Source organism: Vibrio sp. D404a, from assembly GCF_030248535.1.
In the GTDB taxonomy this organism is placed as follows: domain Bacteria; phylum Pseudomonadota; class Gammaproteobacteria; order Enterobacterales; family Vibrionaceae; genus Vibrio.
In genome coordinates, this window is sequence record NZ_JAHGAJ010000016.1 from 241,110 (window position 1) to 267,327 (window position 26,218).

At 44.5% G+C, this 26,218-nt stretch carries 24 protein-coding genes; 1 reads left to right on the plus strand and 23 read right to left on the minus strand.

The annotated features are described in order from the left end of the window. Nucleotides 1-7 precede the first annotated feature (7 nt). The 23 genes from rng to KI655_RS10185 form a co-directional block, all read right to left on the minus strand. A complete protein-coding gene (rng, locus tag KI655_RS10075) occupies nt 8-1,477 on the minus strand; it encodes a ribonuclease G (protein ID WP_285404311.1) in 1,470 nt (489 codons plus the stop codon). Nucleotides 1,478-1,498: 21 nt separating this feature from the next. Further along, a complete protein-coding gene (locus KI655_RS10080; RefSeq protein WP_285404313.1) occupies nt 1,499-2,131 on the minus strand; it encodes a nucleoside triphosphate pyrophosphatase in 633 nt (210 codons plus the stop codon). 5 nt (nt 2,132-2,136) lie between these two features. Continuing rightward, entirely contained in the window at nt 2,137-2,625 is a 489-nt protein-coding gene (gene mreD / locus KI655_RS10085) for a rod shape-determining protein MreD (protein WP_285404315.1), read from the minus strand. Further along, a complete protein-coding gene (gene mreC / locus KI655_RS10090) occupies nt 2,615-3,502 on the minus strand; it encodes a rod shape-determining protein MreC (RefSeq protein ID WP_285404318.1) in 888 nt (295 codons plus the stop codon). Before mreC ends, mreD begins: the two co-directional genes overlap by 11 nt. 93 nt (nt 3,503-3,595) lie before the next feature. Beyond that, on the minus strand, nt 3,596-4,639 hold the full coding sequence (locus KI655_RS10095) for a rod shape-determining protein (RefSeq protein ID WP_004740843.1): 1,044 nt from the start codon (nt 4,637-4,639) through the stop codon (nt 3,596-3,598). Nucleotides 4,640-4,786: 147 nt separating this feature from the next. Continuing rightward, entirely contained in the window at nt 4,787-9,448 is a 4,662-nt protein-coding gene (locus KI655_RS10100; protein ID WP_285404340.1) for a DUF6701 domain-containing protein, read from the minus strand. Then, complete coding sequence (locus tag KI655_RS10105; protein ID WP_285404342.1) at nt 9,445-9,900, minus strand: MSHA biogenesis protein MshP; 456 nt, start codon at nt 9,898-9,900, stop codon at nt 9,445-9,447. Before KI655_RS10105 ends, KI655_RS10100 begins: the two co-directional genes overlap by 4 nt. Further along, a complete protein-coding gene (locus KI655_RS10110; protein WP_285404344.1) occupies nt 9,890-10,633 on the minus strand; it encodes a PilW family protein in 744 nt (247 codons plus the stop codon). The genes KI655_RS10105 and KI655_RS10110 overlap by 11 nt, the downstream gene beginning before the upstream one ends. Beyond that, the gene (locus tag KI655_RS10115) at nt 10,633-11,022 is read right to left on the minus strand and encodes a prepilin-type N-terminal cleavage/methylation domain-containing protein (RefSeq protein WP_285404345.1); all 390 of its coding nucleotides are present in this window, start codon (nt 11,020-11,022) and stop codon (nt 10,633-10,635) included. The genes KI655_RS10110 and KI655_RS10115 overlap by 1 nt, the downstream gene beginning before the upstream one ends. After that, complete coding sequence (locus KI655_RS10120) at nt 11,022-11,528, minus strand: prepilin-type N-terminal cleavage/methylation domain-containing protein (protein ID WP_285404389.1); 507 nt, start codon at nt 11,526-11,528, stop codon at nt 11,022-11,024. The genes KI655_RS10115 and KI655_RS10120 overlap by 1 nt, the downstream gene beginning before the upstream one ends. Before the next feature lie 142 nt (nt 11,529-11,670). Further along, a complete protein-coding gene (locus tag KI655_RS10125) occupies nt 11,671-12,126 on the minus strand; it encodes a type II secretion system protein (RefSeq protein WP_285404347.1) in 456 nt (151 codons plus the stop codon). A 33-nt stretch (nt 12,127-12,159) separates the two neighbouring features. Continuing rightward, nucleotides 12,160-12,735 (minus strand): prepilin-type N-terminal cleavage/methylation domain-containing protein, encoded by a 576-nt coding sequence (locus KI655_RS10130; protein ID WP_285404349.1) that lies wholly within the window; start codon nt 12,733-12,735, stop codon nt 12,160-12,162. Nucleotides 12,736-12,817: 82 nt separating this feature from the next. Further along, a complete protein-coding gene (locus KI655_RS10135) occupies nt 12,818-13,270 on the minus strand; it encodes an MSHA biogenesis protein MshF (RefSeq protein WP_285404350.1) in 453 nt (150 codons plus the stop codon). A 3-nt stretch (nt 13,271-13,273) separates the two neighbouring features. After that, nucleotides 13,274-14,497 carry a type II secretion system F family protein gene (locus KI655_RS10140; RefSeq protein WP_285404352.1) on the minus strand — a complete coding sequence of 408 codons (1,224 nt, stop codon included), beginning with the start codon at nt 14,495-14,497 and terminating at the stop codon, nt 13,274-13,276. A gap of 11 nt (nt 14,498-14,508) precedes the next feature. Continuing rightward, nucleotides 14,509-16,233, minus strand: coding sequence for a GspE/PulE family protein (locus tag KI655_RS10145; protein WP_285404354.1), 1,725 nt, complete (start codon nt 16,231-16,233; stop codon nt 14,509-14,511). Then, nucleotides 16,223-17,440 carry a lipopolysaccharide assembly protein LapB gene (locus KI655_RS10150; protein WP_285404356.1) on the minus strand — a complete coding sequence of 406 codons (1,218 nt, stop codon included), beginning with the start codon at nt 17,438-17,440 and terminating at the stop codon, nt 16,223-16,225. The genes KI655_RS10145 and KI655_RS10150 overlap by 11 nt, the downstream gene beginning before the upstream one ends. Next, a complete protein-coding gene (locus tag KI655_RS10155; RefSeq protein WP_285404357.1) occupies nt 17,437-18,282 on the minus strand; it encodes an ExeA family protein in 846 nt (281 codons plus the stop codon). Before KI655_RS10155 ends, KI655_RS10150 begins: the two co-directional genes overlap by 4 nt. 43 nt (nt 18,283-18,325) lie before the next feature. Then, nucleotides 18,326-19,987, minus strand: a complete 1,662-nt coding sequence (gene mshL, locus KI655_RS10160) for a pilus (MSHA type) biogenesis protein MshL (protein WP_285404358.1) — start codon at nt 19,985-19,987, stop codon at nt 18,326-18,328. A 15-nt stretch (nt 19,988-20,002) separates the two neighbouring features. Further along, the gene (locus KI655_RS10165; RefSeq protein WP_285404359.1) at nt 20,003-20,338 is read right to left on the minus strand and encodes an MSHA biogenesis protein MshK; all 336 of its coding nucleotides are present in this window, start codon (nt 20,336-20,338) and stop codon (nt 20,003-20,005) included. After that, the gene (gene pilO / locus KI655_RS10170; protein WP_285404360.1) at nt 20,331-20,978 is read right to left on the minus strand and encodes a type 4a pilus biogenesis protein PilO; all 648 of its coding nucleotides are present in this window, start codon (nt 20,976-20,978) and stop codon (nt 20,331-20,333) included. The genes KI655_RS10165 and pilO overlap by 8 nt, the downstream gene beginning before the upstream one ends. A 2-nt stretch (nt 20,979-20,980) precedes the next feature. Then, nucleotides 20,981-22,414, minus strand: coding sequence for an MSHA biogenesis protein MshI (locus KI655_RS10175; protein WP_285404361.1), 1,434 nt, complete (start codon nt 22,412-22,414; stop codon nt 20,981-20,983). Between the two features lie 2 nt (nt 22,415-22,416). Beyond that, nucleotides 22,417-24,432 carry an RNase E specificity factor CsrD gene (gene csrD, locus KI655_RS10180; RefSeq protein WP_285404363.1) on the minus strand — a complete coding sequence of 672 codons (2,016 nt, stop codon included), beginning with the start codon at nt 24,430-24,432 and terminating at the stop codon, nt 22,417-22,419. Between the two features lie 161 nt (nt 24,433-24,593). Then, nucleotides 24,594-25,148, minus strand: coding sequence for a single-stranded DNA-binding protein (locus KI655_RS10185; RefSeq protein ID WP_285404365.1), 555 nt, complete (start codon nt 25,146-25,148; stop codon nt 24,594-24,596). Nucleotides 25,149-25,425: 277 nt separating this feature from the next. Between KI655_RS10185 and KI655_RS10190 the strand changes: the two genes are divergently transcribed. Next, the gene (locus KI655_RS10190) at nt 25,426-26,073 is read left to right on the plus strand and encodes a LuxR C-terminal-related transcriptional regulator (protein WP_285404367.1); all 648 of its coding nucleotides are present in this window, start codon (nt 25,426-25,428) and stop codon (nt 26,071-26,073) included. The last annotated feature ends 145 nt before the right edge of the window (nt 26,074-26,218 follow it).

Below are 26,218 nucleotides of genomic sequence, written 5' to 3' on the forward strand. Positions count from 1 at the left end.
ATATCCATTACATCATAACAACGTCAAACTGCTCTTGAATATACAAAGGCTCAGCTTGAATTTTAACTTGTTTACCAATAAAGACCTCAAGCTCAGCCAGCGCATGAGACTCTTCACCTTCAAGGGCTTCGGCAACCGCAGGCGCTGCGTAAACCACAAATTTATCGGCGTCGTAGGCACGATTAACGCGCGTAATCTCACGCAAGATCTCGTAGCACACCGTCTCAACCGTTTTGACACTGCCGCGGCCTTCACAAGCAGGACAGCTTGAACACAAGATATGCTCAATGCTTTCGCGAGTACGCTTACGGGTCATTTCAACCAGACCTAGTTGCGTAAAGCCATTGATATTGGTTTTAACGCGGTCTTTATCGAGTGCTGCTTCTAATGAAGTAAGTACACGCTTACGGTGCTCTTCTGACAACATATCGATGAAGTCGATAATGATGATACCGCCCAAGTTACGCAGACGCAGCTGACGAGCAATTGCCTGTGTCGCTTCAACGTTGGTGTTAAAGATGGTCTCTTCAAGGTTGCGACGCCCAACAAACGCACCTGTGTTGATATCCACCGTGGTCATTGCTTCGGTCTGATCGATAATCAGGTAGCCACCAGATTTAAGTTCAACCTTACGATCAAGCGAACGCTGAATCTCGTTTTCGGTGTCATACATATCGAAGATAGGCTTATCGCCTTCGTACAGCTCAAGCTTGTTGGTCAGCTCTGGCACATATTCGGACGTGAACTCTTTAAGGTTTTCAAACTCTTGGCGTGAATCGACCTGAATCTTGCTCAACTCTGTTCCAACAAAGTCACGCAGGATACGCTGGCTAAGGCACAACTCACCGTACAGACGTGTGCGCGCTTTGTGTTTACCACGGCGCTCAAGTACTTTGAGCCAGAGACGCTTTAGGAACGCCGCATCTTGCTCAAGTTCATGGGCATCGGCACCTTCAGCGGCTGTACGAATAATAAAACCGCCATGCTCATCGCAGTAGCGAGAAACCACCTTTTTAAGACGATTACGTTCTGACTCGCTATCGATACGTTGAGAAACGCCGACGTGGCTAGCACCTGGCATAAACACAAGGTAACGAGAAGGCAGCGTGATATCCGTGGTTAGGCGGGCGCCTTTTGTGCCGAGTGGATCTTTAACCACTTGCACGACAATGTCTTGTCCCTGACGAACAAGCTCTGAAATATCACGCACTTGAAACTGCTTTTTCTCATTCTCTGCCACACACTCAGTATGGGGAACGATGTCTGAAGCGTGCAAAAACGCTGCTTTTTCTAGACCGATATCGACAAATGCTGCCTGCATACCTGGTAGAACGCGGCTGACACGTCCTTTGTAGATATTGCCTACAATGCCTCGACGAGCATCTCTTTCAATATGGATCTCTTGAAGAGCTCCCCCCTCAATCATGGCCACGCGAGTTTCACTCGGGGTCACGTTCAGCAACAATTCAGCACTCATGGTGCACCTCAGATTAGTAAATTATAAGAATTCTTGCAGTAGCTGGTCCGTTTCAAATAAAGGTAAGCCGACAACGGCGTAATAACTACCTTCGATTCGAGTAACAAAGCGTCCACCCAAACCTTGGATCCCATAGCTACCGGCTTTATCGCATGGCTCCCCTGTTTGCCAGTATTGTTCTATTTCTTGTTCACTGAGGGGTTTGAACCATACGTCGGTAATCACGATTTCTGTTTTTTGTTTGTCCGCAGAAACTACAGACACGGCTGTCATCACTTGATGGCGCTTATCAGACAGCTGGGTGAGCATTCGCTTACAATCGGCCAAATCACTCGGCTTTTCTAGCACCTGCCCTTGGCTTACGACTACAGTATCTGAGCCTAAAACCACTATATTATCTGAACCTAAAACAACAGTAGTATCTGAACCAAAAGAAGCAGTGTCGTCTGAATTAGGCTCTCGCTTTACTATCAAGTTCAATGCCGCTTGAGCTTTATCAAGCGACAGCCGTTGAACATACGCTTTGGCATCTTCATCCGGCTGCTGACGCTCTTCAATATCGGAAACGAGAACAGAAAACTCGTAACCTAACTGCGTGAGTAGTTCCTTACGTCTCGGTGAGCCCGAAGCCAAAACTAATGATGGGGTATCCATATCCCTTACCTCACATGCCAATGGCGACGCACTCGGCGCATCAACAAGAACATCCAAGGCCAAAGTATACAGTTAATCAATGCACTCCATAGCGATAATGGATTAAAAACAACGTCTTGAATCAAATATTCACCAAAGAAGATCAATACTTCAAACAAAACGGTTAATGCCGCCATGATCATCGCCTGTTGCCAAAGTGCCATGTTGCGAATAACAAGGAAGTTCATCGCAATAATGTACATCACTATCGACAGCATCATGCCGCGAATGCCTAGCGTTGAGCCGATCAACAAGTCCCATAGAAGACCAAGAATCAGAGCACTGCCCACGTTGACGCGGTGTGGCAACGCCAATACCCAATAACAAGTCACCAACAGTAACCAAGATGGACGAAACAGATCTAGGCTGCCCGGCCACGGAATGGTTTGAAGTATCAGGGCAATCAGAAGCGAGCAAGCGATCACTAACTTACTTTTTAATACGCTATTGGCCATTGTCACCCTCTAACATGGTTTGTTCTATATTAGTCTGATCTGCTTGCATACGCTTGTTTTCATCAGGCCAAATCAGCAGTAGGTAGCGCAGTTTATCAAACTCAACCACAGGCTCAGCTTTGATTACTGCAAACTCACGTTTCGGGTCGTAGTCGACCGATGATACATAAGCCACTGGGTAACCTTCTGGGTACACACCACCCAAGCCAGATGTCACTAGCATGTCTTCTTGCTGGATATCGGTACTGGTTGGAATGTGCTGCAGTTCAATCTCATCAATTTTTCCGTTACCCGACGCAATCACTCGAATGTCATTTCGAATCACCTGAACCGGAATCGCGTTATTCGCATCAGTAAGAAGCAAAACACGGCTATTGTGCGCAGCAACAAAGGTCACCTGACCCACAATACCTTTTTCATTAATCACTGGTTGGCCTTCATAAACACCATCGATCTGGCCTTTATCAATCACCACTTGATGTCGGTATGGAGAGGTATCAACCGCCATCACTTCAGTCACCACCTTCTTCTCGTCACGAATAAAAGGCGAACCTAAAAGCTTACGTAGGCGTTTGTTCTCTTCTTGATACTGCTCGAGCAGAATAAGCTCGCTTTTAAGACGAAGTACTTCACGCTTCAAACCGTGACTCGATTCGATCAAGCCCTTACGGGTGTTAAAACGATCATAAACACCATCAAACATGGTTCGAGGTAAGTTAGCAGCGTACTGGATTGGCGCTACCATGCTGTTCAATAGATAGCGAACATTTGAGAAAGCATCTAAACGACTATCAGCCAGCATAAGGCTGGCTGATATAATTACAGCAAAAAATAGGCGCAATTGTAGAGAGGGACCTCTACCAAAAATTGGCTTCATTCTATTTTGGTCCTAGGGCTACATTTGATCCTTTAGACAAAGTCCTAGGCTCTCAGCTGGCAATACGAGGCGAAAGAGCCTAAAACTCGATGATTACTCTTCGCTGAACAGATCGCCACCGTGCATGTCGATCATCTCTAGAGCTTTACCGCCACCAAGAGCAACACACGTTAGTGGTTCTTCAGCAACCACTACAGGGATACCTGTTTCTTCTGTCAGTAGACGATCGAGATCTTTAAGCAGTGCACCACCACCTGTCAGAACCATACCGTTTTCTGAGATATCTGAAGCAAGCTCTGGTGGGCACTGCTCTAGTGCAACCATCACTGCTGATACGATGCCTGATAGTGGCTCTTGTAGCGCTTCAAGGATCTCGTTTGAGTTTAGGCTAAAGCTGCGTGGCACACCTTCTGCAAGGTTACGACCGCGAACTTCGATCTCTTCTACTTCATCGCCAGGGTATGCTGAACCGATCTCGTGTTTGATCTTCTCTGCTGTCGCTTCACCGATCAAGCTGCCGTAGTTACGACGAACGTAGTTGATGATCGCTTCATCAAAACGGTCACCACCGATACGAACAGACGATGAGTAAACCACGCCATTTAGAGAGATAACCGCAACTTCAGTTGTGCCACCACCGATATCAACAACCATTGAACCAGTCGGTTCTGAAACACGTAGGCCAGCACCGATCGCTGCAGCCATTGGCTCATCGATTAGGTAAACCTCACGAGCACCAGCACCTAGTGCCGACTCACGGATAGCACGACGCTCAACTTGGGTAGAACCACAAGGAACACAAACAAGTACGCGCGGGCTTGGCTTAAGAACGCTGTTATCATGCACTTGCTTGATGAAGTGCTGCAACATTTTCTCTGTTACGTAGAAGTCTGCAATTACGCCATCTTTCATTGGGCGAATCGCTGAAATATTACCAGGCGTACGACCTAGCATCTGTTTAGCTGCGTGACCTACAGCAGCAACACTCTTTGCAGAACCCACACGATCTTGGCGAATAGCTACAACTGAAGGCTCATCAAGAACGATGCCTTGGCCTTTTACATAAATAAGGGTATTGGCAGTACCTAAGTCAATCGATAGGTCGTTTGAAAACATGCCACGAAGTTTTTTAAACATATTCTTCGCTCATCCTGCAAGAATTAGAAGACAAAAATTGCACTAAATGTACCAATGCCTTGCTGTAACGGCAAGGCATTGAAGTATAAACATGGGCTGAAACCCGCATTTTCTTACAGATTCCTAACTTAGCGCGTAAAAATTATATTATCGCTGACCTGTAAGACCACTCTCCCCTCGGTAGATCACGCGATCGTTACCGCGGTAGATACCGAATGTGACCACTGTGGAAGGGTCTTGCTCCCCATTAGCGTCATCCGAAACTTCATCACTGTCCCAGTTATAACGTAGCCAAGGCATATCATTAGAACCTCTATCAAGCTGTAACCACATCTGAGTTTGTTGGCGCACCTGAGTTGAGTGAGTAACGGTAATATTGTTTAACACCCCGTCAGCAACAGTTCCACTCCCACTAAACGTTAGCGTATCTGGAGTTTGATTATCCTCGACCCAGATATCTACATTTTCGGTAGAATCATTGACAGATTGAACTTCAGTCGTGGAATCACCTTTTGATCCTTCCTCACTAGTAACAAATCGATCGCCATTCCAAAATTCAACACGCAACGGAATTGTAAGTGTGCTATTGACTGAACCACCTACGCTATCAAGAGCAACACGACCAAAACGAAGAGCAGGTTGAGAATCTAGTTGATCGCCGCTGTCCAAAAATTCTACTGGGTCAATACTATTTTCTAGTGCGATACGAATATCTGTCGAATCAGTGCCAGCTCCATCATTAAATGGGCCATCTTCATACCCTAGGGCTGTTTTTGCTTTGCTCCAACACAAGCTATTAGCATTGCTATCACTACAATGCCCAGTGGGTGTAGCAGAGAAAGTCCCTATGCTCTGTTTCCCCCCCGCCCATGATGCATGACCAAAGTCAGGAAACCTCAACCTATTCGGCATCACATTATCATACAAATTGAAACGAGCTTGCACTACTGAACCAAAGTATTGGTAGTTCTCAACTGCCAGTGGAAATTCCCCACCGGAAAGTGCTTCAACATCAAAACTTACTTCGTCAAAGTTCTGATTCATATAATTGAACTCTTGAACACCAGCATAATTCCAAAATTGGCCAATAACTTGAAAATATTTAGGATAGAAGCGGCCAATAAGTTGAGAATCTGAGTCTAATGTCATTCCCAAGTACGTAGGGTTAGATATGCCATTACCCTTACTATCATCAAAAGTTCTAACTTCAAAACTTCCAACTTCATCCCAATTATTATCGGCAACCACTTTCACGCCTCCAGCATCGTTCGATAGAAATGATGGGGAAATCTGAGACAGAACTAAATTACCAGTATTAGCATTGCTGCCCGGATAAATCACTTGCCGAGTAATCGCCAAAGGACCACTATCCAACGCATAATTTGTCGTAACCGGTAGCTGGCACTTATCGGCACCTACATTGACTTCAGCATACGCCACAGGGCGATAGTTGATCGAAAACTCTTCTCCTGCAGCCATAAAACCTGTATTTCCGTCCGTTGAAGCAGGGTTAAAATTAGAAGGCTTTGATGTTTCTTTCACGTCACAGATAGCAATTTTCCAAGGTCGAGACTTAACAATAAAACTGCCTGAAAGTGAATCAATACCACTATCAGGACATCCCGCTAACTCACTACATTCAAAAGAACTGTCACTAAGAGTTACTCGAAACTGTCCCGACTCCAAGATCGTCAAAAGATCTTGAGTCTCACCATTCTCAGACGCAATAAACTCGGGCTCATAGGTCAACAAACTTATATCGTCTTTACCACCTGACGGGGATTCGATATCTAGTTGAATATCTGGCTTGCCAATATAATCTTGTGAAACAGGTGCATTTTCTGTATCGCACGACAAAACTCTGGCTGTAACGCTTTGAGCTTTACCAGCTACAACTTGTTGAGGATCAGCATCGAACTTATAAGGCACAAAAGAAACCTTAGAGCCCCCCAGAAACTCTTCTCCATTCCACTCACCACTAACTTCGTATCCAGATTTATTTAGCTGGTTTGAGGAAAGATAAAGTGTTTTTTTACCTTCAACTAATGATGCTGTTAGAGAAGAACCATAGTTACTACACTGCGAAAAGCTCCCCGTATCTTTGTCATACACTTCGCACCAACGAGCATTAGCATTTGGCATCGCTTTAGCGACAAAATCACCAGTTTCACTAGTCACGGTAGCGTTGCTATCTTTCTCTTTTACTCGAAACTCAACAGCGGCGGCTTCACAAGTCAAAACATGCGACTGAATAGGAGTAACAACTAATTCTCCCTGAGGAACTGGAGGTAGTGGACAACTATAATCGGGCTTATTAATAGTGACATTGGAATTATGGAATTCAGCCTTGCGGGCAGTAACAGCACCTTCGATATTCCCTTGATTCAAAACTAGATGGTCTGCAAGAATAAATCCTCTAAAAATTGAAAATTCATGGAAAGTAATTTTACCGTCCGGCGCATATAAAACTGGATATGAATGTTCCTGAGATATCTGAGCTCTCGTTAAGGTCATCGACAATCTGATATTAACTTGAGCCCCTGGTTCAAATATATATTGAGTGCTTCCAGACTGATGGTGAAATGTTCCAAATGTCACTGTGCTTAGCTTAGGAAATACAAGCTCAACATTGTTACCAGATGAAATCTGCATATTTTCAATATACAGATTATCTCTCAGCTTAACCCTAACGATACTATCGTTAGCCCACTCTTTGTTTATCGTTAAGTCAGCTAGGTCTTTCTCGATGACTACTTCGATGTTCTTTCCACTTTCGGAATACGAACATAACTTAGGGGTAGCACCATCTCGACAACTGTTCTTGATTCCATCAATAGTCGCGATTCTTAAGGTATGCGAAGTACTTCTCTGTGGAACCGGTAAAATATTAGCCTGTGCCACTTTTCTTAAATCTAAATACCCGTCTCCATTGCCAACATCGCAAGCATAGTCACCATTACAAACTTTCGATGTATAGAGGGGGTATGCAGTGGTTGTATGATCAAAACCCAATAATAAATAATCATCTACAGAAGGTGACCATATGCTCTCATCATAGCGCTGATAGCCCTCAGAGACTTTATTCACATATCGGTCGATGTAATCTTCTGACCAACCGTTTATCTTGATTGGATTCCCTAAATAAAGCTCGCTATTCACACCAGACCAGCTTTGGATTGGTTCTGGGAACAAGTTACAAACATTAGTAGGTAGCTCTGTTTCAGGGATCTCAAAAGCAAAATAACCAATTGACTCTGCTTTGCCGTGTTTACGGTTGTTGAGAGACTCTACATCTTCGTCAAAGGCAAAGGTAAAAGTTGGTTTCCCAGCTTCTTCAAACTGCTTACAGTAACGCAGCCATCCTCCATGACTACCTACTCGGCTTTGCTTATTAACAATCACACCGAACTTCGAAAAGTTCTGGTGTAAATTCACTTTATTATTCTCGCACGACCAACCAATAGACTTGGTCACTTTTAGCTCTTTTGATTGAGCATAATCTCTAGAGCCTTGGTAAAACTCAATGTTTGACTGCGAGTCTTCGTCTTTACCGTGAAACTCAGGGACAACTAAGTACGCAATATCTTTAGTGCCAGTCCCCAAAGGCCCTTGACGGCCTCGCTCAAGAGATAAGTCAAAGCCTGTTGAACTGACACTCTGGATTGCAGTGGTCGCCCACTTAGAATCTTTTCCTTGGACTTGAGCCATGATAACTGGTGCAGTGATATTTCCCAATTGATAGTCAATATCCACCCAATCATTAGCCCTATTACATCCACTCGTACACTGGGCTAGGTCTGTTGTTTTGACACCAGCTTCGCCGTAAACAGCACTGCCACTAGAGTCATAGAACTTTAACTTTCCGGGCTCGGTAACAAAGTAGTAGATAGGAGACATTCGGTCTGATTTTGAGGTACCCGGCATCGACTCACTTTCAATAGTCGCACCTTTCTTAGAATCCCAAATCGTAGCAACACTCGCTTTTGTCGGAACACTATTAACAATATCGTCTGGATCAATGGTCGACATCAAAAAGACAATAGGGTTTTCATATGACTTTTGAAATAGAAGGTTACACCCATGAGTACAATCCATCCCTTCAATGGAACCGAATTCATAGTGAACATCTTTCAAAGGCTCAGGAGTTACGTCTGTACCACATAAATTAGCATAATCCTCAACTGGGCAAACATTTTCAGAGTATGCACAACTTTCCATACCTAGAGCACAGTAAATATCATCGCCACGAATCAATTCGTCGTCTTCATATACTTCACCACACACAACAGAGTTATTTATTGTAATATCACCTTCAGATCTGATGGCCGTACCTTTTGAAAAAACATAGTTTTTCTTTTTATTAAAATCTAACGTCACAAAATCATCTGAATTTATTTCACCATCACATATAACCGTATCTTTTAGTGCAACCCCATCCCCTGTAGTTGCTACATTTCCAAAAATGAAGCTTTGCCCACCATCTGTAGTTACTTTATCCCCCTCCAAATTTATTGGAGCATTAACACTTCCAACAATAGAGTCTAGTATCTGAATCTCACCATCAGAATAAATAGTAATAGAGCTACTAGTCGAATTAACAATACTATCGCCTTTATCTAAAAATATTTTATCATCACAACTATTACTATTCTTGTCCCATTGACCTGTACAGAACCCTGTATCATCAGGAAATACATAATCAGTCCCAGAAATCGAAGGATTAGAGAATAGTAAAATGACAATAAAAGGAAAGAGCAAAGAAATCCGACTACTTATCTGAAACCTTTTTTTACCCGTAACTTGGTTCATAACTGCTCCTGCTCCCTCACCCAAATCTGTTGATTGCGTTGAACTCGATTAACACCTGTCCCACAAATTACTGAAGATTCCAAAACGTAAAAATTCATATCATTTAATCGACCACGATTCTCACACTCCAAACGGTGTAGCTCACAAGAGACAGGTGCACTTTCAACTAAGGTTCTAGCAAAATTGCTAATATTGGTTGGCATAGGAGTTGAGCACAACGTCGTTACAGCAGAAGAGGACGCTGGGTCTGGGTCTGGATAAAACTGAGTCATCACGTACTCATTCACTGAATGGCTTAGTAGCCATGCTTGAGTACCCATTACAGAACGAGTATTAGTATCGTGAGTTGACCAACTAGTACGCGTTAAACTTGTGGCGAGAAACCCTACAATAACGATGACAAAAATAACAATGACAAGTGCGCTACCACGCTGTTGATAACTATGGGACATTGAGCACCTGCACTTCTTGTTCAAAGGTCGTTGTTTCACCATTAACAGTAAATGTAAGTGTTAGATCTACAATTCCATTTTGCTGTACCGTAGCGGGAAGATATTGAAGGGAGCTTTGATCAACGTTTAATTTATCGCTAATGATGACTGACGCTCCACCATTGGTTCTTGTTAAAAAGCTGTCGCCAGAGAGACAGTATTCAACAGGGTTGTCATCGTCAAAAATATAGTGCCTGTTACTCACCGAGCCCCCGACCAAATCACTAGTCTGATCGTTCAAAGTAAATGCCGCTCCTGATACATTTGCACCTATCGCTTGGCTGACGTTAGTTAATGGGAATACATTATCAATATTACCAATCGTTTGATAAGGGCGAGTAGGATTAATGACCAATGATAAGTTTTGCAGTGATTGGACGTCACTATCTGAATCACTCACAAGAAAATTGATATCCGCTCCAGAAACGACATAAAAGCCTGAATCTACAATCGGATAAAAAGAGACACAACCGCTGGATACAGCAGAGGGAAATAAATTAGGCACGGCATGTCTCATCTCTCGCGATAACTTCTCGATTACAAACTTCGCCTCAGTTTGCAATCGGTGGCGCTCTACTGTACCAAAATACCCCTTCACACCGACTTCAGTAAAGTTAGCTAAACCAAGTAACAAAATCGTAGATACAACGATCGCTAGAATCAGCTCAATTAATGTAAAGCCTTTCATTCGCATCAGTAGTCTCCTTTAAAAGCATTAAAAGAGACGGTTGGCTGCGAGCTTGCTGTAACTTCGACTATGACAGATTTAAGATTGTTAGTTGCTCCGGATACGGGCTCTACAGCAACCTCTATTTGGAAGTTTGTGTAGGTAGAGGCATCTTGTATTAGATTGTTTAGATCCGTTTCACCATCAAACGCATCAATACCGCTATAAGTTTGCGCTAATAATCGAGACATCACACTGCTTCCCAAAGCGGAAGCACGGTTATAATAACTTGCGTCGCTCGTTTGAGCTGCTTGTGGGGCTAAAAAAGAGGAAAGCGTGAGTGCTGCAAAGCCAAGCAAGACGATCACAATCACCGACTCTATTAAAGTGAACCCTTTTAGTTTGTTTTTCACCATCAACACCCACCTACTTCTGCAGAAACAAAGCCTTGTTCATTAATACAAACCCAAACTCGGTTTCCTGAGTTTGCTTGTTCACTAATCTCAATACCAACTCCAGCTGAAGCAGCTAAGGTAGGATTGCCTAAAAGGTCAAATTCAAGTGTGTTATTTGTAAGACTAGGTTGGTAGCGGAATAAGTACCCATCATCCAACACACGATCACTTCGCAGTACTGATTCTTCGCCGGGTGAGCATGCATTAGATGAACCGAGGCAATTTCCATCAGCTACGAGTTGAAAATTATCTTGGTCTAGAGGAGATGACGAATCAAGGTTGGATTGCATGCGGTTGACTTGAACTTGCCTAACAACAGAAATGACTTGATCCTGCAGAGCATAAAGCTCAAAGCTACTTCGGCCGGACATGCGTGAGACAGCTGTAATAGATACAATCGCGATGATAATGATGACAATAATAAGCTCTACAAGGGTAAAGCCATTACTTGGAAAACTTTTCTTCATCACGAACCTCTCACTACGGTGTGACTTCGAGTATACAAGATATTGATATGTAAAACGGTATGACTATCTATTGTTTAACATTAATGAGTGGTAGATAGAAAAAAGGCCAGCTATAGCTGGCCTTAATAGCAAAAACAATTAATTAGTTACACTCAGTAACCGTAATTTCCGGCTCTTGAGGTGTAGTTGCTGTAGCATCAATTGAATACGTAACAAAACAAGTTCGATTTGCTTCAAAACCGTAAGCGATAGCACCTGTTGCTGATGAGATAACTGTCCAATCTTCTGCAATACCAGAAACAGCATTACCAATACCAGCAGATGAAGCTTCAGGGTAACCAAATACGATATTGATATCGGTACCATTAGCGCCAGAAATAGCAAAACCAGATGAAACTGCTTCTAAACCATCAATTGCAGCTTTACCATAAACGATACCTGCTGCGCCAGACATAGCACCTTTAAGACCTTCAAGAGAAGATGTACGAGCATCATCTTGCAGGTTTAGGAAACGTGGTGCTGCAGTTACAGCAAGAATACCTAGGATAACAATCACTACCACTAATTCGATTAGGGTGAAACCGCCTTGTCTTTTCATAGTTAAGCTCTCTCTATGTTAATTTACGCAGACTTACTGCAAAGTTACGGTCACACGACCAGTTTTGACTTCATAAACAAACTGATGGCCTGTGTTACCTTCTAGTTGAACGTAGGTACAGGTTTCATCCGTTGTATTTGCTTGAGCTGAGTACTTGTAGTTACTGTCATTAGCAACGACATCCACATCCCCTACTTTTGGCGGGTTTTGCAGAAGATTGTCCATCAGCTCAGCACAGATCTCATTCGTTAGGCTTTGTGGAAATGAGGTTGAATTCTCATTAATTGCCCAAGGGTATCCATCACGAAAATCGGTATCGACATTGTTACTATCTTTCGATCTCGTTAACCAAAAATCAACACCATCATAATTTACAGTATTGTATGTTTCAACCCCAATTGTCGCTGTTGGGCGAGCTTCTGCTTCCCATTGCGCGCGAGCCGACAAAACAGCTGTGGCAAAACCACCAGCAACGCCTTCAATACTCGATTTTTTCGCTTCATCTGTCACATCTAGAAACCTAGGAAGGGCAGCAACTGCTAATAAACCGACAACAACAATCACGATAACTAGTTCGACAAGGGAGAAACCCTTTTGATTTTTAAGCATTTTCTACCTTCTCATCTAATTACTAATGCGCATTATACATATGCACGCCTATAAAACCATAGAAAAACTGTCAATATTTTTACTAAGCCAAAATATTGGCCTTGACGCTAAAACGTTCACCTTTGAGCAAGATCTCAATTTGATGTTTTTCTGTGTATTGATAGCGACAACGGTAACGAGCGTTGTCACTTAAATCCTCAACTTTCGGGTTTCCTAAGCCTAATACCCTGCCATTCGGGTATAACTGGTCTAACCAATAATTACAGTTTACATCGGTCTGTTCAATAGGAATTAACCATCCCGTTCGGCTATAACGTAATGGCTCTCCATCTTCATTAACCTGCTTGTGACCATTAAGTAGATACTGCTGCTTATATAGGTTTGCACGCTCTAAAATACGCTTGCTCGCCACAATCAATGCTGTGTTCGTTGCCTCTGCCTCTACCGAGCGCCACATTGATAATAGCCCCGCTATGATAGACAGAATAACCACACTCCAGACAACAAAACGTGAGCGTCGTAGGTTATTTATCATCCACTAACCTTTGATTGCATCGAGCATGCCCCACATAGGCAAGAAGATACCCAGAGCCAGTACCAACACCATACCTGCCACAACCACCAACAAGATCGGCTCAATGCGGGCAGTCAGTGTTTTGAGGTCATAATCAACCTCGCGGTCATAAAAGTCAGACACTTCAAGAAGCAACTCATCAATGCGACCCGTTTCTTCACCCACCGAGATCATTTGTATCACCAAAGGTGTGAAAATTTCGCTATTAATGGCCGTAGAGGAGACGGTACTACCTGCTTCAATGGCTGACTTCATCTCTTGAACGCGCAATTCCAAAAAGCGGTTGTCGAGCGCCTCAGCTGAAAGCGCTAAAGATTGGTTCAACGGTACTCCCGCTTTAAGCATCAATGCAAAGGTACGAGAAAATCGTGACAGCAGTGCGCGATTTACCACACCCCCAATGACTGGCATCTTGAGGCGAAATCTATCCCACTTTTCCAAGCCGTTGTCGGTTTTAACCCAAGCTTTAAATGCGAATATCAAGCCAACGATCGCACCAACCATAAACATCCAGTAGTTGACAAAGAAATCCGACATACCGATCAGAATACGAGTCGGCAGAGGTAGATCGACGCCGAAGCGCGAGAACATACTCGTGAATTGTGGGATCACCTTGATGTTGAGGATAAACATAGCGATCAAAATAAAGCTGATAACAAAGGTTGGATAACGCATCGCGGTTTTGATTCGCTTGCGAGTCTCGACCTCTTGCTCGTAGTAGCCCGCGAGCTGAAGCAAGGCTTGATCAAGTCGACCGGTGTTTTCACCTACGCCGATCATAGAGACGAACAACGGACTAAAGACTTTAGGGTGCATCTGCATCGAGGCAGAGAGGCCACGGCCATTAGTCAGCTCTGTACTCACCTCTTCAAGTGCAGCTTTGAGCTGCTTATTCTCACAGTTCTGAGTCAGACCTTTCATTGATCGAAGCAGCGGTACACCGGCCTTAGTCAGGCTATATAGTTGACGACAGAACAGCACCAGCACTTCTAGCGGAACATTGGGTGAAAATAGGCTGGAGACGTCCATCTCCAATACCGACTCACCACTTTTGCCAAGCTTGATAGAGGTAGGAATAATTCCCTTACCCATCAAACTCTCTGCAGCAAGCTCTTCACTGTTGGCTTCTAATTGCCCGGAAACCTGACGCCCGTCGGAACCGCGACCAACATAACGATAAGTTGGCATACTCTATACCTCTACAACAGAATCGGGTCAGTAGAGCCCGAAGCATCACCTTCACCAAGGTGCATGATCTCATCGAGGCTAACGACACCCTTCAGCGCCAGTTCCATTGCCGACGCCAATAGAGGCTTATAGTTTTCAGACTGTCTAGCGGTCTGAGCAAAACCTACAGCATCGTTGGCACGCAGCGCATCCATCATGTCTTGTTCAAGCTCTAGCATCTCGAACACACCAATTCGTCCGCGATAACCGGTCAGGTTACAGTTTTGACAGCCACGGCCTTTAACAAACGACGCTGATACTTGATTTGGAAAACGCTCGCTCAGCCACTGTTTACGTGATTCGTCGAGTTCATCTTCAACGGTACAATCTGTACAGACTTTACGTACCAATCGCTGTGCGACCACGGCCCTTACAGCACTGGCTACAAGGTACCCGGGAGCACCCATATCCATCATACGCAGTGCGCTGTCTACCGCATCATTGGTGTGAAGTGTACTCAATACCAAGTGACCGGTCAGTGCAGCACGCAAGCCAATCTCAACCGTCTCATGGTCACGCATCTCACCAATAAGGATGATGTCGGGATCCTGACGTAAGAAGGTTCTGAGAATGGTAGAGAAGTCGAGGTCAATCTTAGGGTTAACCTGAACTTGGTTAATACGTGGTAGACGATATTCCACCGGATCTTCTGCCGTGATGATCTTCTTACCCGGCTCATTGAGTTCACTAAGCGCACCATACAAGGTGGTGGTTTTACCTGAACCGGTTGGGCCGGTTACTAAGATCATGCCGTGAGGACGACGCAGTTGCTTACGCAGACGCACAAGCAGATCGCTCGGAATACCAGAAGACTCAAGCTTACGCAGGCCTGCCGACTGATTGAGCAAACGCATTACTACCGATTCACCGTGCTGTACTGGCATGGTCGACATACGAATATCAACCGATTGACCCTTGGCGCGAATATTAAAGCGACCATCTTGTGGCAGACGCTTTTCTGAAATATCTAGGTTCGCCATCAGCTTCAAACGCAGTACCAATGCGGAGGCAATGTTGACCTCATTTAGCAGTGTTTCATGCAGCACACCATCGATACGTTGACGTAAACGCAGCACGTTGGCGTCCGGCTCGATATGGATATCTGAAGCGCCAACCTGAATCGCATCTTCGAACAGCGAGTTGATCAGTTTTACAACCGTCACTTCATCGCTGTCTTCCGCAGCGATATCAAAGTCAAACGCTTCATTGACTTGGTGCTCGGCGTGAAGCTGCTCAGCAAAAGAGGCGATCTCTTTAGTACGGCGGTAATAGCGGTCAAAACCATCGACCAATTGACGCTCTGGCGCGACAACAAACTCAAGAGCATAGTCACCCAACTGTCCAAGCAGTGCTTCTTGAGCAAACAAATCCGCAGGATCACTCATTGCGACACGCAAAGTATCACCCTGACGACCAATGACGAGCGCACGTAAACGACGTGCATGCACCTCAGGAAGCAGTTGAACTGCCTCAACATCCACCGCAGCTCGGCTTAAATCAATCAACGGAATATCTAGCTGCTGAGACAAAAAGCTCAGCATCTGTTGTTCTGATAAGAAGCCAAGCTCAATCAGAGCATCACCCAGTTTTCGTCCTGAACTCTTTTGCGCAGCCAAAGCCTGTTCGACTTGCGCTTCGGTGATGATGCCCTCTTCAACTAATAGGTCACCCAACCTTTTTCTTAATCTAATCTGCATTGTTGGTGTCCTCTAAGTCTGAGATTACTTTTAGTCTATCGCGGATAAAGCTTTGAGATTGCGATGAAATACCGACTCGAACTAAAGCATTTTGGTAAGACTGTTTTGCCTCTTCAAACATGAATTGACGTTCTTGTTGTATTGCTAAACCCAGCCACCAGCGCGCATTATCTTGTTCAATTACGGTCAACTTTTGATAACTTTCCAGAGCGATCGCTTCTTGCTGTGACTTTTGACTCAACGCCGCGCGCATCGCAAGGTACTCTTTGGACGCATTATTCGGTAAATGCAGTAGTGGGCTCAGTGCGGCTTCAGCTTGGTCAGCTTTGACAAGCAGTTTTGAAAGGCCTAATCGCAACGCTTCGCTATCATTATTCAGACGAATCCCCGCCTGAAGCAGTTCATAAGCTCGGCGTGTATCACCTTTTCCAAAATAGAGAATAGCGAGTTTTTGTCTCACGTCTTCATCACGCGGAGTGTAACGTAGTGCTTCAGTAAAGCCTTTTAACGCCCCTTCAAGATTGTTCGAGTCCAACGCTTTCTTCGCACGGCCAATGGCATTCACCGCAAGTTGCTCCGGTGTGAGTTCGACCTGCTCAACCACAATACCGCTTTCAATTGGTTCAACACTTTGCGATGAAACCGTATCAGCAGGCTTAGGCGTTGTTGGCACCACATTGTTCATACTTTTCGAAGAAGTTGATTGTACGTTAGCCAGTAAAATCGGAGATAAAGGTTTAGCAGACGTTCGCTCTTTGCCGGCTTGAACCTGTGTCTTTTTATCTTCGGTTTGTTGATTGTTCTTTACGTTCGCTACCACAGGGTCAGCACTTGATTTGCCTGTTGTTGCCGCTGTTTGAGGTGAGTTTGAAGCTAAGCTTTGGCTCGGCTCAGTGGTCACACTGGTCATTGAAGGTTGAAACTCAGTGCTCGTGAGTTTCTTTGTCGGTGACTCAATCGATGATACCGCAGGCTCTCGGCTTGAGACTGGAGCATCTTCGTTTTGATGATTTAAAGCGACACTTTTAGATTCAATGCTTGGTCCTTGTGAAACAGCCCAACCGCCCATCGCTAAGCTCAGCGAAAAACCCGCAGCAACCCATATCCAAGGTGAACGCGTTTTTACTTTAGGCACGTCAGCCGCTTCGATAGCAACCTTAGACTCTTTCTTTGCCAGTTCAGATAAGGCGTTATTGATGGTACTCATGATTCACTCCAGCCCCACAAGATTGGCTTTTTAAACTTAGGTTTCGACACGTCATAGGTTTCATGCATTGCCGAATAAAGGTGCTTGTTCTCAACAGTCGGCTTATGTTCACTAAAGGCCAACAACAACGATTTATGGCATAACTGGTTGATTAGCCTAGGCACACCATGGGTTGAGCGCCAGATGGCTTTTTTCAGATTTAAGCTGAACAACGTCTCTTTGCCACCAGACTTGGTGATTCGACTGTCGATATAAGCGACCGTCTCATCGAGGTTGAGGGTTCGCAGACAAGAACTGAAAGAGATCCGCTGACGAAACTGTCTTAAATGATGTGCGTTAAGGCGAGTATCCAATTCAGGCTGCCCCAACAGAACAATCTGCAGTAACTTCGTCGATTCAGTCTCTAGGTTGCCAAACAAACGTAGGGTCTCTAACGCTTCATCAGACAAGGCTTGGGCTTCATCCAGTATCGCAACCACTCTTTTCCCTGAACCGTTTAACTCAATCAGTTTATGCTGAATCTCATCCACCAACATTGCTCTGTCCTGAACATCAAGCCCCAACTCTTTTGCCACTGCGTATCGAAGATCGTCGCCAGACAATACAGGGTTTGGCAGGTATATCAGCGCGGTATCGTCATCAAGGTGGTTGATCAGCATTCGGCACACCATGGTTTTGCCGGTTCCTACCTCACCCGTGACTTTGATGACACCCTCACCCATATCCAGAGCGGATAGCACCGTTTGAATCGCTTCAAAATGCGGTGCTAATCCGTAGAAGAGCTCAGTATTCGGAGTCAGTGAGAATGGAGATTGTTCAAAACCAAAATGAGCTTGGTACATCGATGCTCACCTCTATGACTCAGCGACAACAGATACAGAAAGATTACTCTTCATCCGGGAACCACTGTTGCAAAAGATCGCGCGAGCGCTCAAGCTCACTCTGCCATGTATTAACGCCAACAATGGTAGGTTTAAGTAAGATCACCAATTCAGTTTTCTGAGTCAGTTGACTGGTATTACGGAACAGGTGACCTAGAGCAGGGATATCGCCAAAGAATGGGACTTTAGACGTTACATCGCTAACGTTAGACTTCATCAAGCCACCAATCACAACCACATCGCCGTTACGAGCACGGATCACTGAGTCAGACTCACGGATCGAGCTTCTTGCTAGCGGTAGTTCGACTGTACCTGTGGTTGAACCAAGGTTAAGCGATTTGGTTTCTTCGCTTACATCGATAACCGCTGGGTGAACGTGAAGGAACACGTTTCCAGTATCATCAATCTGCGGTGTTACATCCAGTGAGATACCAGAGAAGAACGGTGTTAACTCCACCTCTGGTGCGACGTTAGCGTTGTCACCACTGCCCACAGCACTTGATAGATCGGTCACGTAGTATTCATCCGTACCGACTTTGATAACGGCTTTTTGGTTGTTCGATGCTGTTACACGTGGGCTAGAAAGTACATTTAAATCACCCTGAGTACCCATAAAACTCAACACAGCTTCGAAACTACCACCTGATACCACGATATTCGATTGACCACCCAATAGCGCACCAACGGGATCAAGCCCTGGGAGCGTCACTGGTGTGATTGCACCGGCTGCATCTTTTACAATATTGCCAGTACCTATGGTGTAGTTGGTACCGTTAGATGAGAACATCTTGGTCCAGTTAATCCCTTGTTGGTAACCATCACTCAAAGTTACTTCTAGGATCTTAGCCTCTAGAATCACTTGGCGCTGTAAACGCTCTTGAGAAATACCTAAGAACTGGCGAACCTCACGAATCTCATCAGGGTATGCACGAACAGTGATCACACTCGCTTGTGGTGTCACCACCACGCTTTGACCATCACCACTGCCAATCAAGTGCATCACAGCGGCTTCAAGCTGTGGCCAAAAATCGCTTTCTGAGGTTGTTTCTATCTCAGTACCGCCCGTCGAAGAAGAGGAGTTCGAAGAATTTGACGAGGAATTTGAGTTAGAACTTGAGCTCGAAGTGCTTGATGAACTCGAGTCTGAGTTAGTAATCGTACCGGTTGTAATCGTCGTCAAAGAGCGACCCGCGCGCTTCAATTGCAGATAATCAACAGGGATCGTGACCGTGCGTAGACCTGCAGGGAAGATCTGGATAACCTTGCCACGCTTCTCAATGTCGTAGCCATACAGGTCTTGTACCACTGCCAAAACTTCATCGAGCGTTACATCGGTTAGGTTGACGGTAATGTTGCCCGAAACACTCGGGTGAATAGCGGCACTGAATTCGGTACCTTTGACCAAGCTCGCGAAAAATGCACGCGCATCGACACGGTTAGCCTGAATTCGAAAACGCTTCACCGTCTCCATACTCGGCGACATTGGGTCATCATCAAATTGTGGCATCAGGTCGTCTTGCACTGACGATGGTAGCTCATTTAGAGCTCGGCTATTGGCTTCATTAATGGATTCATTTAAAGACTCTTTGATCTCTACCGGGTCACGATGCCCCATAGAACAACCGACTAAAGATGAAACTATAATTGCTACTACAAGTTTACGCATGTCTTCACTCAAACCTTAATTATTCTTAATATCCAAAGAGAACAGCTCCAACTTCCACTGCTGAGTGCTTCTCTGAAGAGTGACGTATTCTGAATCGATTTTTTTCACCTTATACCCACGGATCACCTCACCTTGTGAGACAACCTGACCATTTAAAATGGCATAACATGGGCTTTGACCTTTACACACAATGCTCTGCAATGAAGGTAAACGGTAACGAGTGGGTGCTTTTTTAACGGGTGCGGCTCTCTGCTCTTTCGGTACCAACCACCCCAGAGGCGCGGTTGGATCTTGTTCAGCCAATACCGACGAGCTACAAAACAACAGAGACAATAAAAGAACTCTAACCACCGATGAACTCCTGTCTTGTCCCCAACGTGTAGACCTCAAACACCAAACGTGCTTGTGGGTACTCCTCAACCTTGTACTGGAACGTACGCCAGTAGTAAGAAACCGGCAGAGACTCCAAAGCCTGTAAATAAGCCGAGATGTCAAAGTAGCTACCCGTTAATTCCATGCGTACAGGGTGAAGGTAATAACCAGAATATTCACTGGTGCCCTTATTGTTCGCAATCGGCTCAGGTTTAAGTGACTCTAACGAGGCAAGCTTAAGACCTTTACCTGAGCTCAAGACATTCTCTAGCAATTCTGCCATCTGAGAAGGCGAGATAAGGCCATCGATAATCTGAGACAGCTCCATAGAGAGCTCTTGGCTCTGAACTAATAGAGACTTGTACTCAATATTGATCTCTTTATCTGGGTTTTTACTTAGCTTGGCTTGCAACACCAACAGTTCACCTTCAAGCCTCTGATTGGATTGCGTCAGGCTCATGCTTTTTGCACGTTTTGCTTGTAGGTCGTTGTAAGCTGGCTCAACCAACACACTGAATAGGAGCATAAACAGGCCAACCAAACCGCACAGTAAAACCAGCCATTTTTCTCTTGAGCTTAATGCGAGGAACTTATCGCTATATTGCTCCCACCTTTGCATTATTAATTCTCCCTACGGGTGCTTAATTCAAACGTCACAACATCTTGGTCATTGCGACCAATCTTCAGTTTTTCAAACGCGCGCCCCACGAGATTGAGCTCATTTTTGAACTGCCCAACCCAATTCGGAATCACCTCGGCACTGCGAGCGAAACCAGAAAGATCAAGCGAGTCATGAGTCATATAGATGCGAGAAAGCGAGATATCATTACGCCCCAATTTTGCCAGGGCATTCATGACGCCAGAATACCCGATCTGCTGGCTCTCGTCGTATTGACCTACTGCCTTTAAGGCATCTTTTTTAGCTTGAATCTCACGTTTGAGACGCTCAACCGCAGCCACTTTCTCTGGAGAGGGCTTATGTTGCGCTAATTCAGCATTAAGCTGCTTAGCCTGACTATTTAATTGATTAGATTTTTGCTGAAGAACAATCAATTCATCATCAATATGAATCGTTTGATAGTGCATAAAACCGTAAGCTGCGAACATAACAGTAGAAACTAAAGCCCAAGATGCCGCTACATTCGTTAGTGTAAAGTACTCTTTTTTCGGTTTTAGATGCTCAGGGTAGAGGTTAACTTTGAACTCAGAGCGCGTATTGGCAAGCTCAATCAATAGAGCCTCTGAGCTTTCACGCCCGTTGTGACTGATTAAGGAAACATTCGAACTCAGTGTGTTCGATAAAGCCTCTTGTAACTGTGCCTCATCTTCTTCATCACAGCATATTTTTAGCTGTCGAAGTTGAACGCCCTTAATTTGAGAAGAAAGGTAATCAATCGAGCGCTGTAGCTCAAGCGCTAGGCCGTCCATCTGCAGTGCACTGGAAGCGACACCCGTCAGCGGCGGCACAACACTACGAATTGAGCGCTGGAAACAAACGGTATGATCAACAAATGCACCTAGCTTAAAATGCGCATTTTTGCTGCGTTGCAATAAGATGAAGTTCGATAGCTCACCGGCACTGTATCCCCAAAGTTCATCTTCCGGCGCGATACCAGATAGTTCAACTTGAGCTTGGCCCACCACATTCAGTAGCTTGTCGAGCAGTTTCTTAGCTAAAACGTAAACTTGTAATTTGTTTGATGTCGGAAGAGCCACAGCACTAGCGGTGATCTCAGTGACACGCTCTGAAACCAGATCTTTAAGCAGGAAAGGTAACGCCACTGGCCATTCACTTTCAGGCACTTCTGGCTTATCTATTTGATAGGTTTGATAGTAGTTAGCACTCACGAACAATTGAAGCTGAGTACCCGTAAACGAGTCGCTGCTGAGTGACTTTTTCAGCGCACTTTCCCAATCACCATTAGTAATAGGTGTCGCAACTACGTTCTTATCAGCTGTCGAAAGGTAAACTGCTTCACTGCCCAATAATACCATCTGAGCTTGAGGGCCGTTCTGGGCTGGCTTTATTTTATTTAAAATCGCTTTTAACTTCATGCTTAACTACTACTCTTACGCCATCGATTTCTTCGGCCAACTTTTACTACCGACTCTGTTTTTACTTGAGGCTTACTCGGTTGTGGAACCGGAATAATTTGCCTCTCTTCATCAAACAATCGTCCTTGATAGCCATGGATACCCAACTCAAGCAGAGTGTTTTTCTCGTGCTTGGTTTCAACACCAACAGCAATAACTTGGGTTGGAGAGTCTCCACAGGCTCCAATCAAACTGCGTACAAACAGTTGATTTTCATGCCTTTGATCGATTTTCTTAACCAAACTTCTATGCAGTTTAATAAAATCGACTTTTAAATCCTTAATATAGTGAGTGCTCACAATAGTACGACCTGCTTGGCCGACAATCATTTTACACCCAAGTCCCGATAGCATCTTGGCTACTGGTCTCATGTAATCTAAATGCGCAATCACATGCCCTTCAGGAAACTCAAAACCTAGATGAGCTCGCTGTTGGGTTGATAGCTGTAATAATTCGCTTCTAAACCACTTAAAATGTTGTTTACTCGCAAACGGAGTGACATTTAGGTTTATAGAGTAATTCATCAGTTCCGAAGATTCTTTTACCGACTTCAATAAAACTCGTAAAACTGATTGATCCATTTGGGCTTGGTATCCGACTTGCTCTACGGCAGGCATAAAGCGCGAGGATTTCAGTAACCCCTTCTCTGGATCTTGAATCCTTACGAAAATTTCTCCATGTAATTCATAAGGTTGCCCTTTATTGGACATAAGATAACACTGCTGAGCAAAGATTACTAAGTTTTCAGGCAGTAGTGCTTTATCCAATAATGTGCGCCAACGAACACTGCCTCTATCAAGCTCATTCTTATTCAGCTTAGGGTAACGACTCCAGTTATTAATGCGCTCCAACTGGGCACTTTTCAGTGCCGTTTCCGCTTCATCCATAATTTGACTATGACGCTCACCTTCTGCATACATGGTCACCCCGATGTGGCACCAATTATCCACATCTAGAGGCTCTGGTGGGGTCAATTTGTCGAGTTGTCTCAAACATTGGGCAGCTAATGTCGCAATATCTTTACTACCTTGGTGAGGAATGAATACAGCAAAGTCGGCATCGTAGTATCGAGAGAAGATAACATCAGGGTAACGCTGGACGATATTCGACAGTACTTCCCCTACCTCAACAATGAAGGCATCTGTCGTCTGTTTATCATTGCTATCTCGTACCTGCTCCCACTCTTCAATGCGAATCAGAAGCACACCACCTCGAGCACCGCTCTCGTGCAGTGCCGATTCAAGTTTATTATCGAATAGAACACGGTTTGCTGTGCCTGTCAGCTTATCTAAGAAGGTGTGTGTACGAATAAAAGTATCGAAGCGGCTGCGCTCTTGGCGGGCATCTTTTAGCTCTTCGATCAAAACATCAAGCGCCTCACTGGCAGTATAGGGCCACTCCCGCTCATCGCCTTTTGCATGAGCTTCCACCTGACCAGCCAAGATCATTCGACCACGCTCTTCAAGCATTTCAGAGCCCATCAACTGCTCTTTTAACCACTGCACGCCTCTGGCTAAACAGAAGATGATCAGCGCGACCGCGAGTGTGATCGACCACATCGCTTCCATTGAATAGCTATAACCAATATAAGGAGGCAGTGCTTTGAATTCGATTTGATAGCCCGTATTGCGCTCTAATACAAAAGTGCGCTCATAAAGGCGATTGGAATCAATTTGCGGGGAGGTGTCTTTGAAACGATAGACAATACCGGTTGAGTTGGAGAGTTTCATCTCTACAATGTTGCTCGCCTGCAACATCTTCGGCATCCAGCGCTGCATAGAATAAGCCGCATCTGGATCTTCCATTTCTTTATCCACGACGTCGACAATCCCGACCAAATAGTGATCAAGATACTCTTGCCCAATACGCTTGAAAGAGAGGGTGCCCCCGATAAATAGAATAAACATCGCACTGATAACAATAACAGTAACGAATGCCACTAAGCGGGTGCTCAACTTAAGGGTTGGGGTATATCTCATGAATAACGAAATCCTTTTCAACTCACATTATACCGTACTGCTACGTTATACTATAATTTGCGGTTGTAAATAAAGCGTTAAGAGTTTTGGGTAACAAAAAGCCGCGATGAACGCGGCTTTTCCATTTTAATACTTTGTTTCTGATTTATAAAAAACAGAGTTTAGAACGGGATGTCATCATCAAAATCCATCGGTGGCTCATTGTATTGTGGTTGAGCCTGCTGTGGAGCTTGTTGTTGAGGTGCTTGCTGCTGTTGCTGTGCAGGAGCACTGTATTGCTGCTGTTGTGGCTGTTGAGGTTGACCCCAACCACCTTGCTGCTGTTGGCCACCCATGCCGCCTTGAGCAGGAGCACCACCTTGAGCACGGCCACCTAGCATTTGCATTACGCCGTTAAAGCCTTGAACCACAACCTCTGTTGTGTAGCGATCTTGACCGCTTTGATCTTGCCATTTACGTGTTTGCAGTTGGCCTTCAATGTAAACTTGAGAACCTTTACGTAGGTATTCACCTGCAACTTCAGCTAGCTTGCCAAACAGTGCCACACGGTGCCATTCTGTTTTCTCGCGCTGCTCGCCTGTTGCTTTATCACGCCATGATTCTGACGTTGCAATGGTAATGTTCGCTACTGCACCGCCATTCGGCATGTAACGAATCTCAGGGTCATTACCTAGGTTACCCACTAATATAACTTTGTTAACTCCACGGCTAGCCATGATTTGCTCCGTCTAAACTCATAGTCTTGAAAATTTTAGCGCATAAGAATAACACGCTTTTGAACAGTGATAAATCGCAATCCGATTCTCTATTTAACCGAAAGAATAAAAACGTAACAAATCATGATATTCAGACGAGTGTTGCTTTTTTCACCACTTACAAACCACTCATTTACTTTGCCAATTGATATTCAACGCAACTCATAAACAAGCCACTAGAGATGATCAACTCAGCGTGACAGGGTGAAATCCCTTATAACTTACAAAGGATTACTCTATGAAGGTATCAAGATATACCCGCACACTGCACTTTTTGTGCTTAGACCCAAAACAGACACATCTCTATATCAATGAGATCGAAAAGCTCCTTTCAATACCTATGTTTAGGCTCCCTCCGGGAGAACTAATGTGTGTGAATAAGAAACAGAGCAATCGAATTATTTTAATTGATTACAAGCAATTACCTGATTTGTTCGAGGCATTTCCTAACCTAGCGGTAATATGGAAAAACTACGAAATCATTCTTTTTAACGTAGATAAGCCGCTACAAACCCAAGAGATCATTCGTTTTGGTCACCTTAAAGGGCTTTTTTACTGCAGCGACACTAAGCCCCAAATTGCCGAGGGCATTACCAGAATCATTAATGGTGAAAATTGGCTTCCTAGAAAGATCACCAGCCAACTGCTGTTTTACTATCGCAATATCGTCAACACCAGCACTTGCCCAATTACGGTGGATTTGACCATTCGTGAACTGCAGGTCATTCGATGTCTACAAACTGGAGCCTCGAATACCCAAATCGCAGAGGACTTATTCATCAGCGAATTCACAGTCAAATCCCACCTTTATCAGATCTTTCGTAAACTGGCTGTAAAGAATCGTGTGCAAGCTATTGCCTGGGCAAACCAGAATCTTATATCTTGATTGTTAAAACAATAATCTATTATTGAGGGTAACGAGCACAACGATAGAGCTCGTTGCTAATTTTTCGACATTAGTTGTGCTAGAGTTGCCCTCAGAAATGTTCAGTAAACATAACTGAATCAATAATTCTTAAAGATATAAGGTT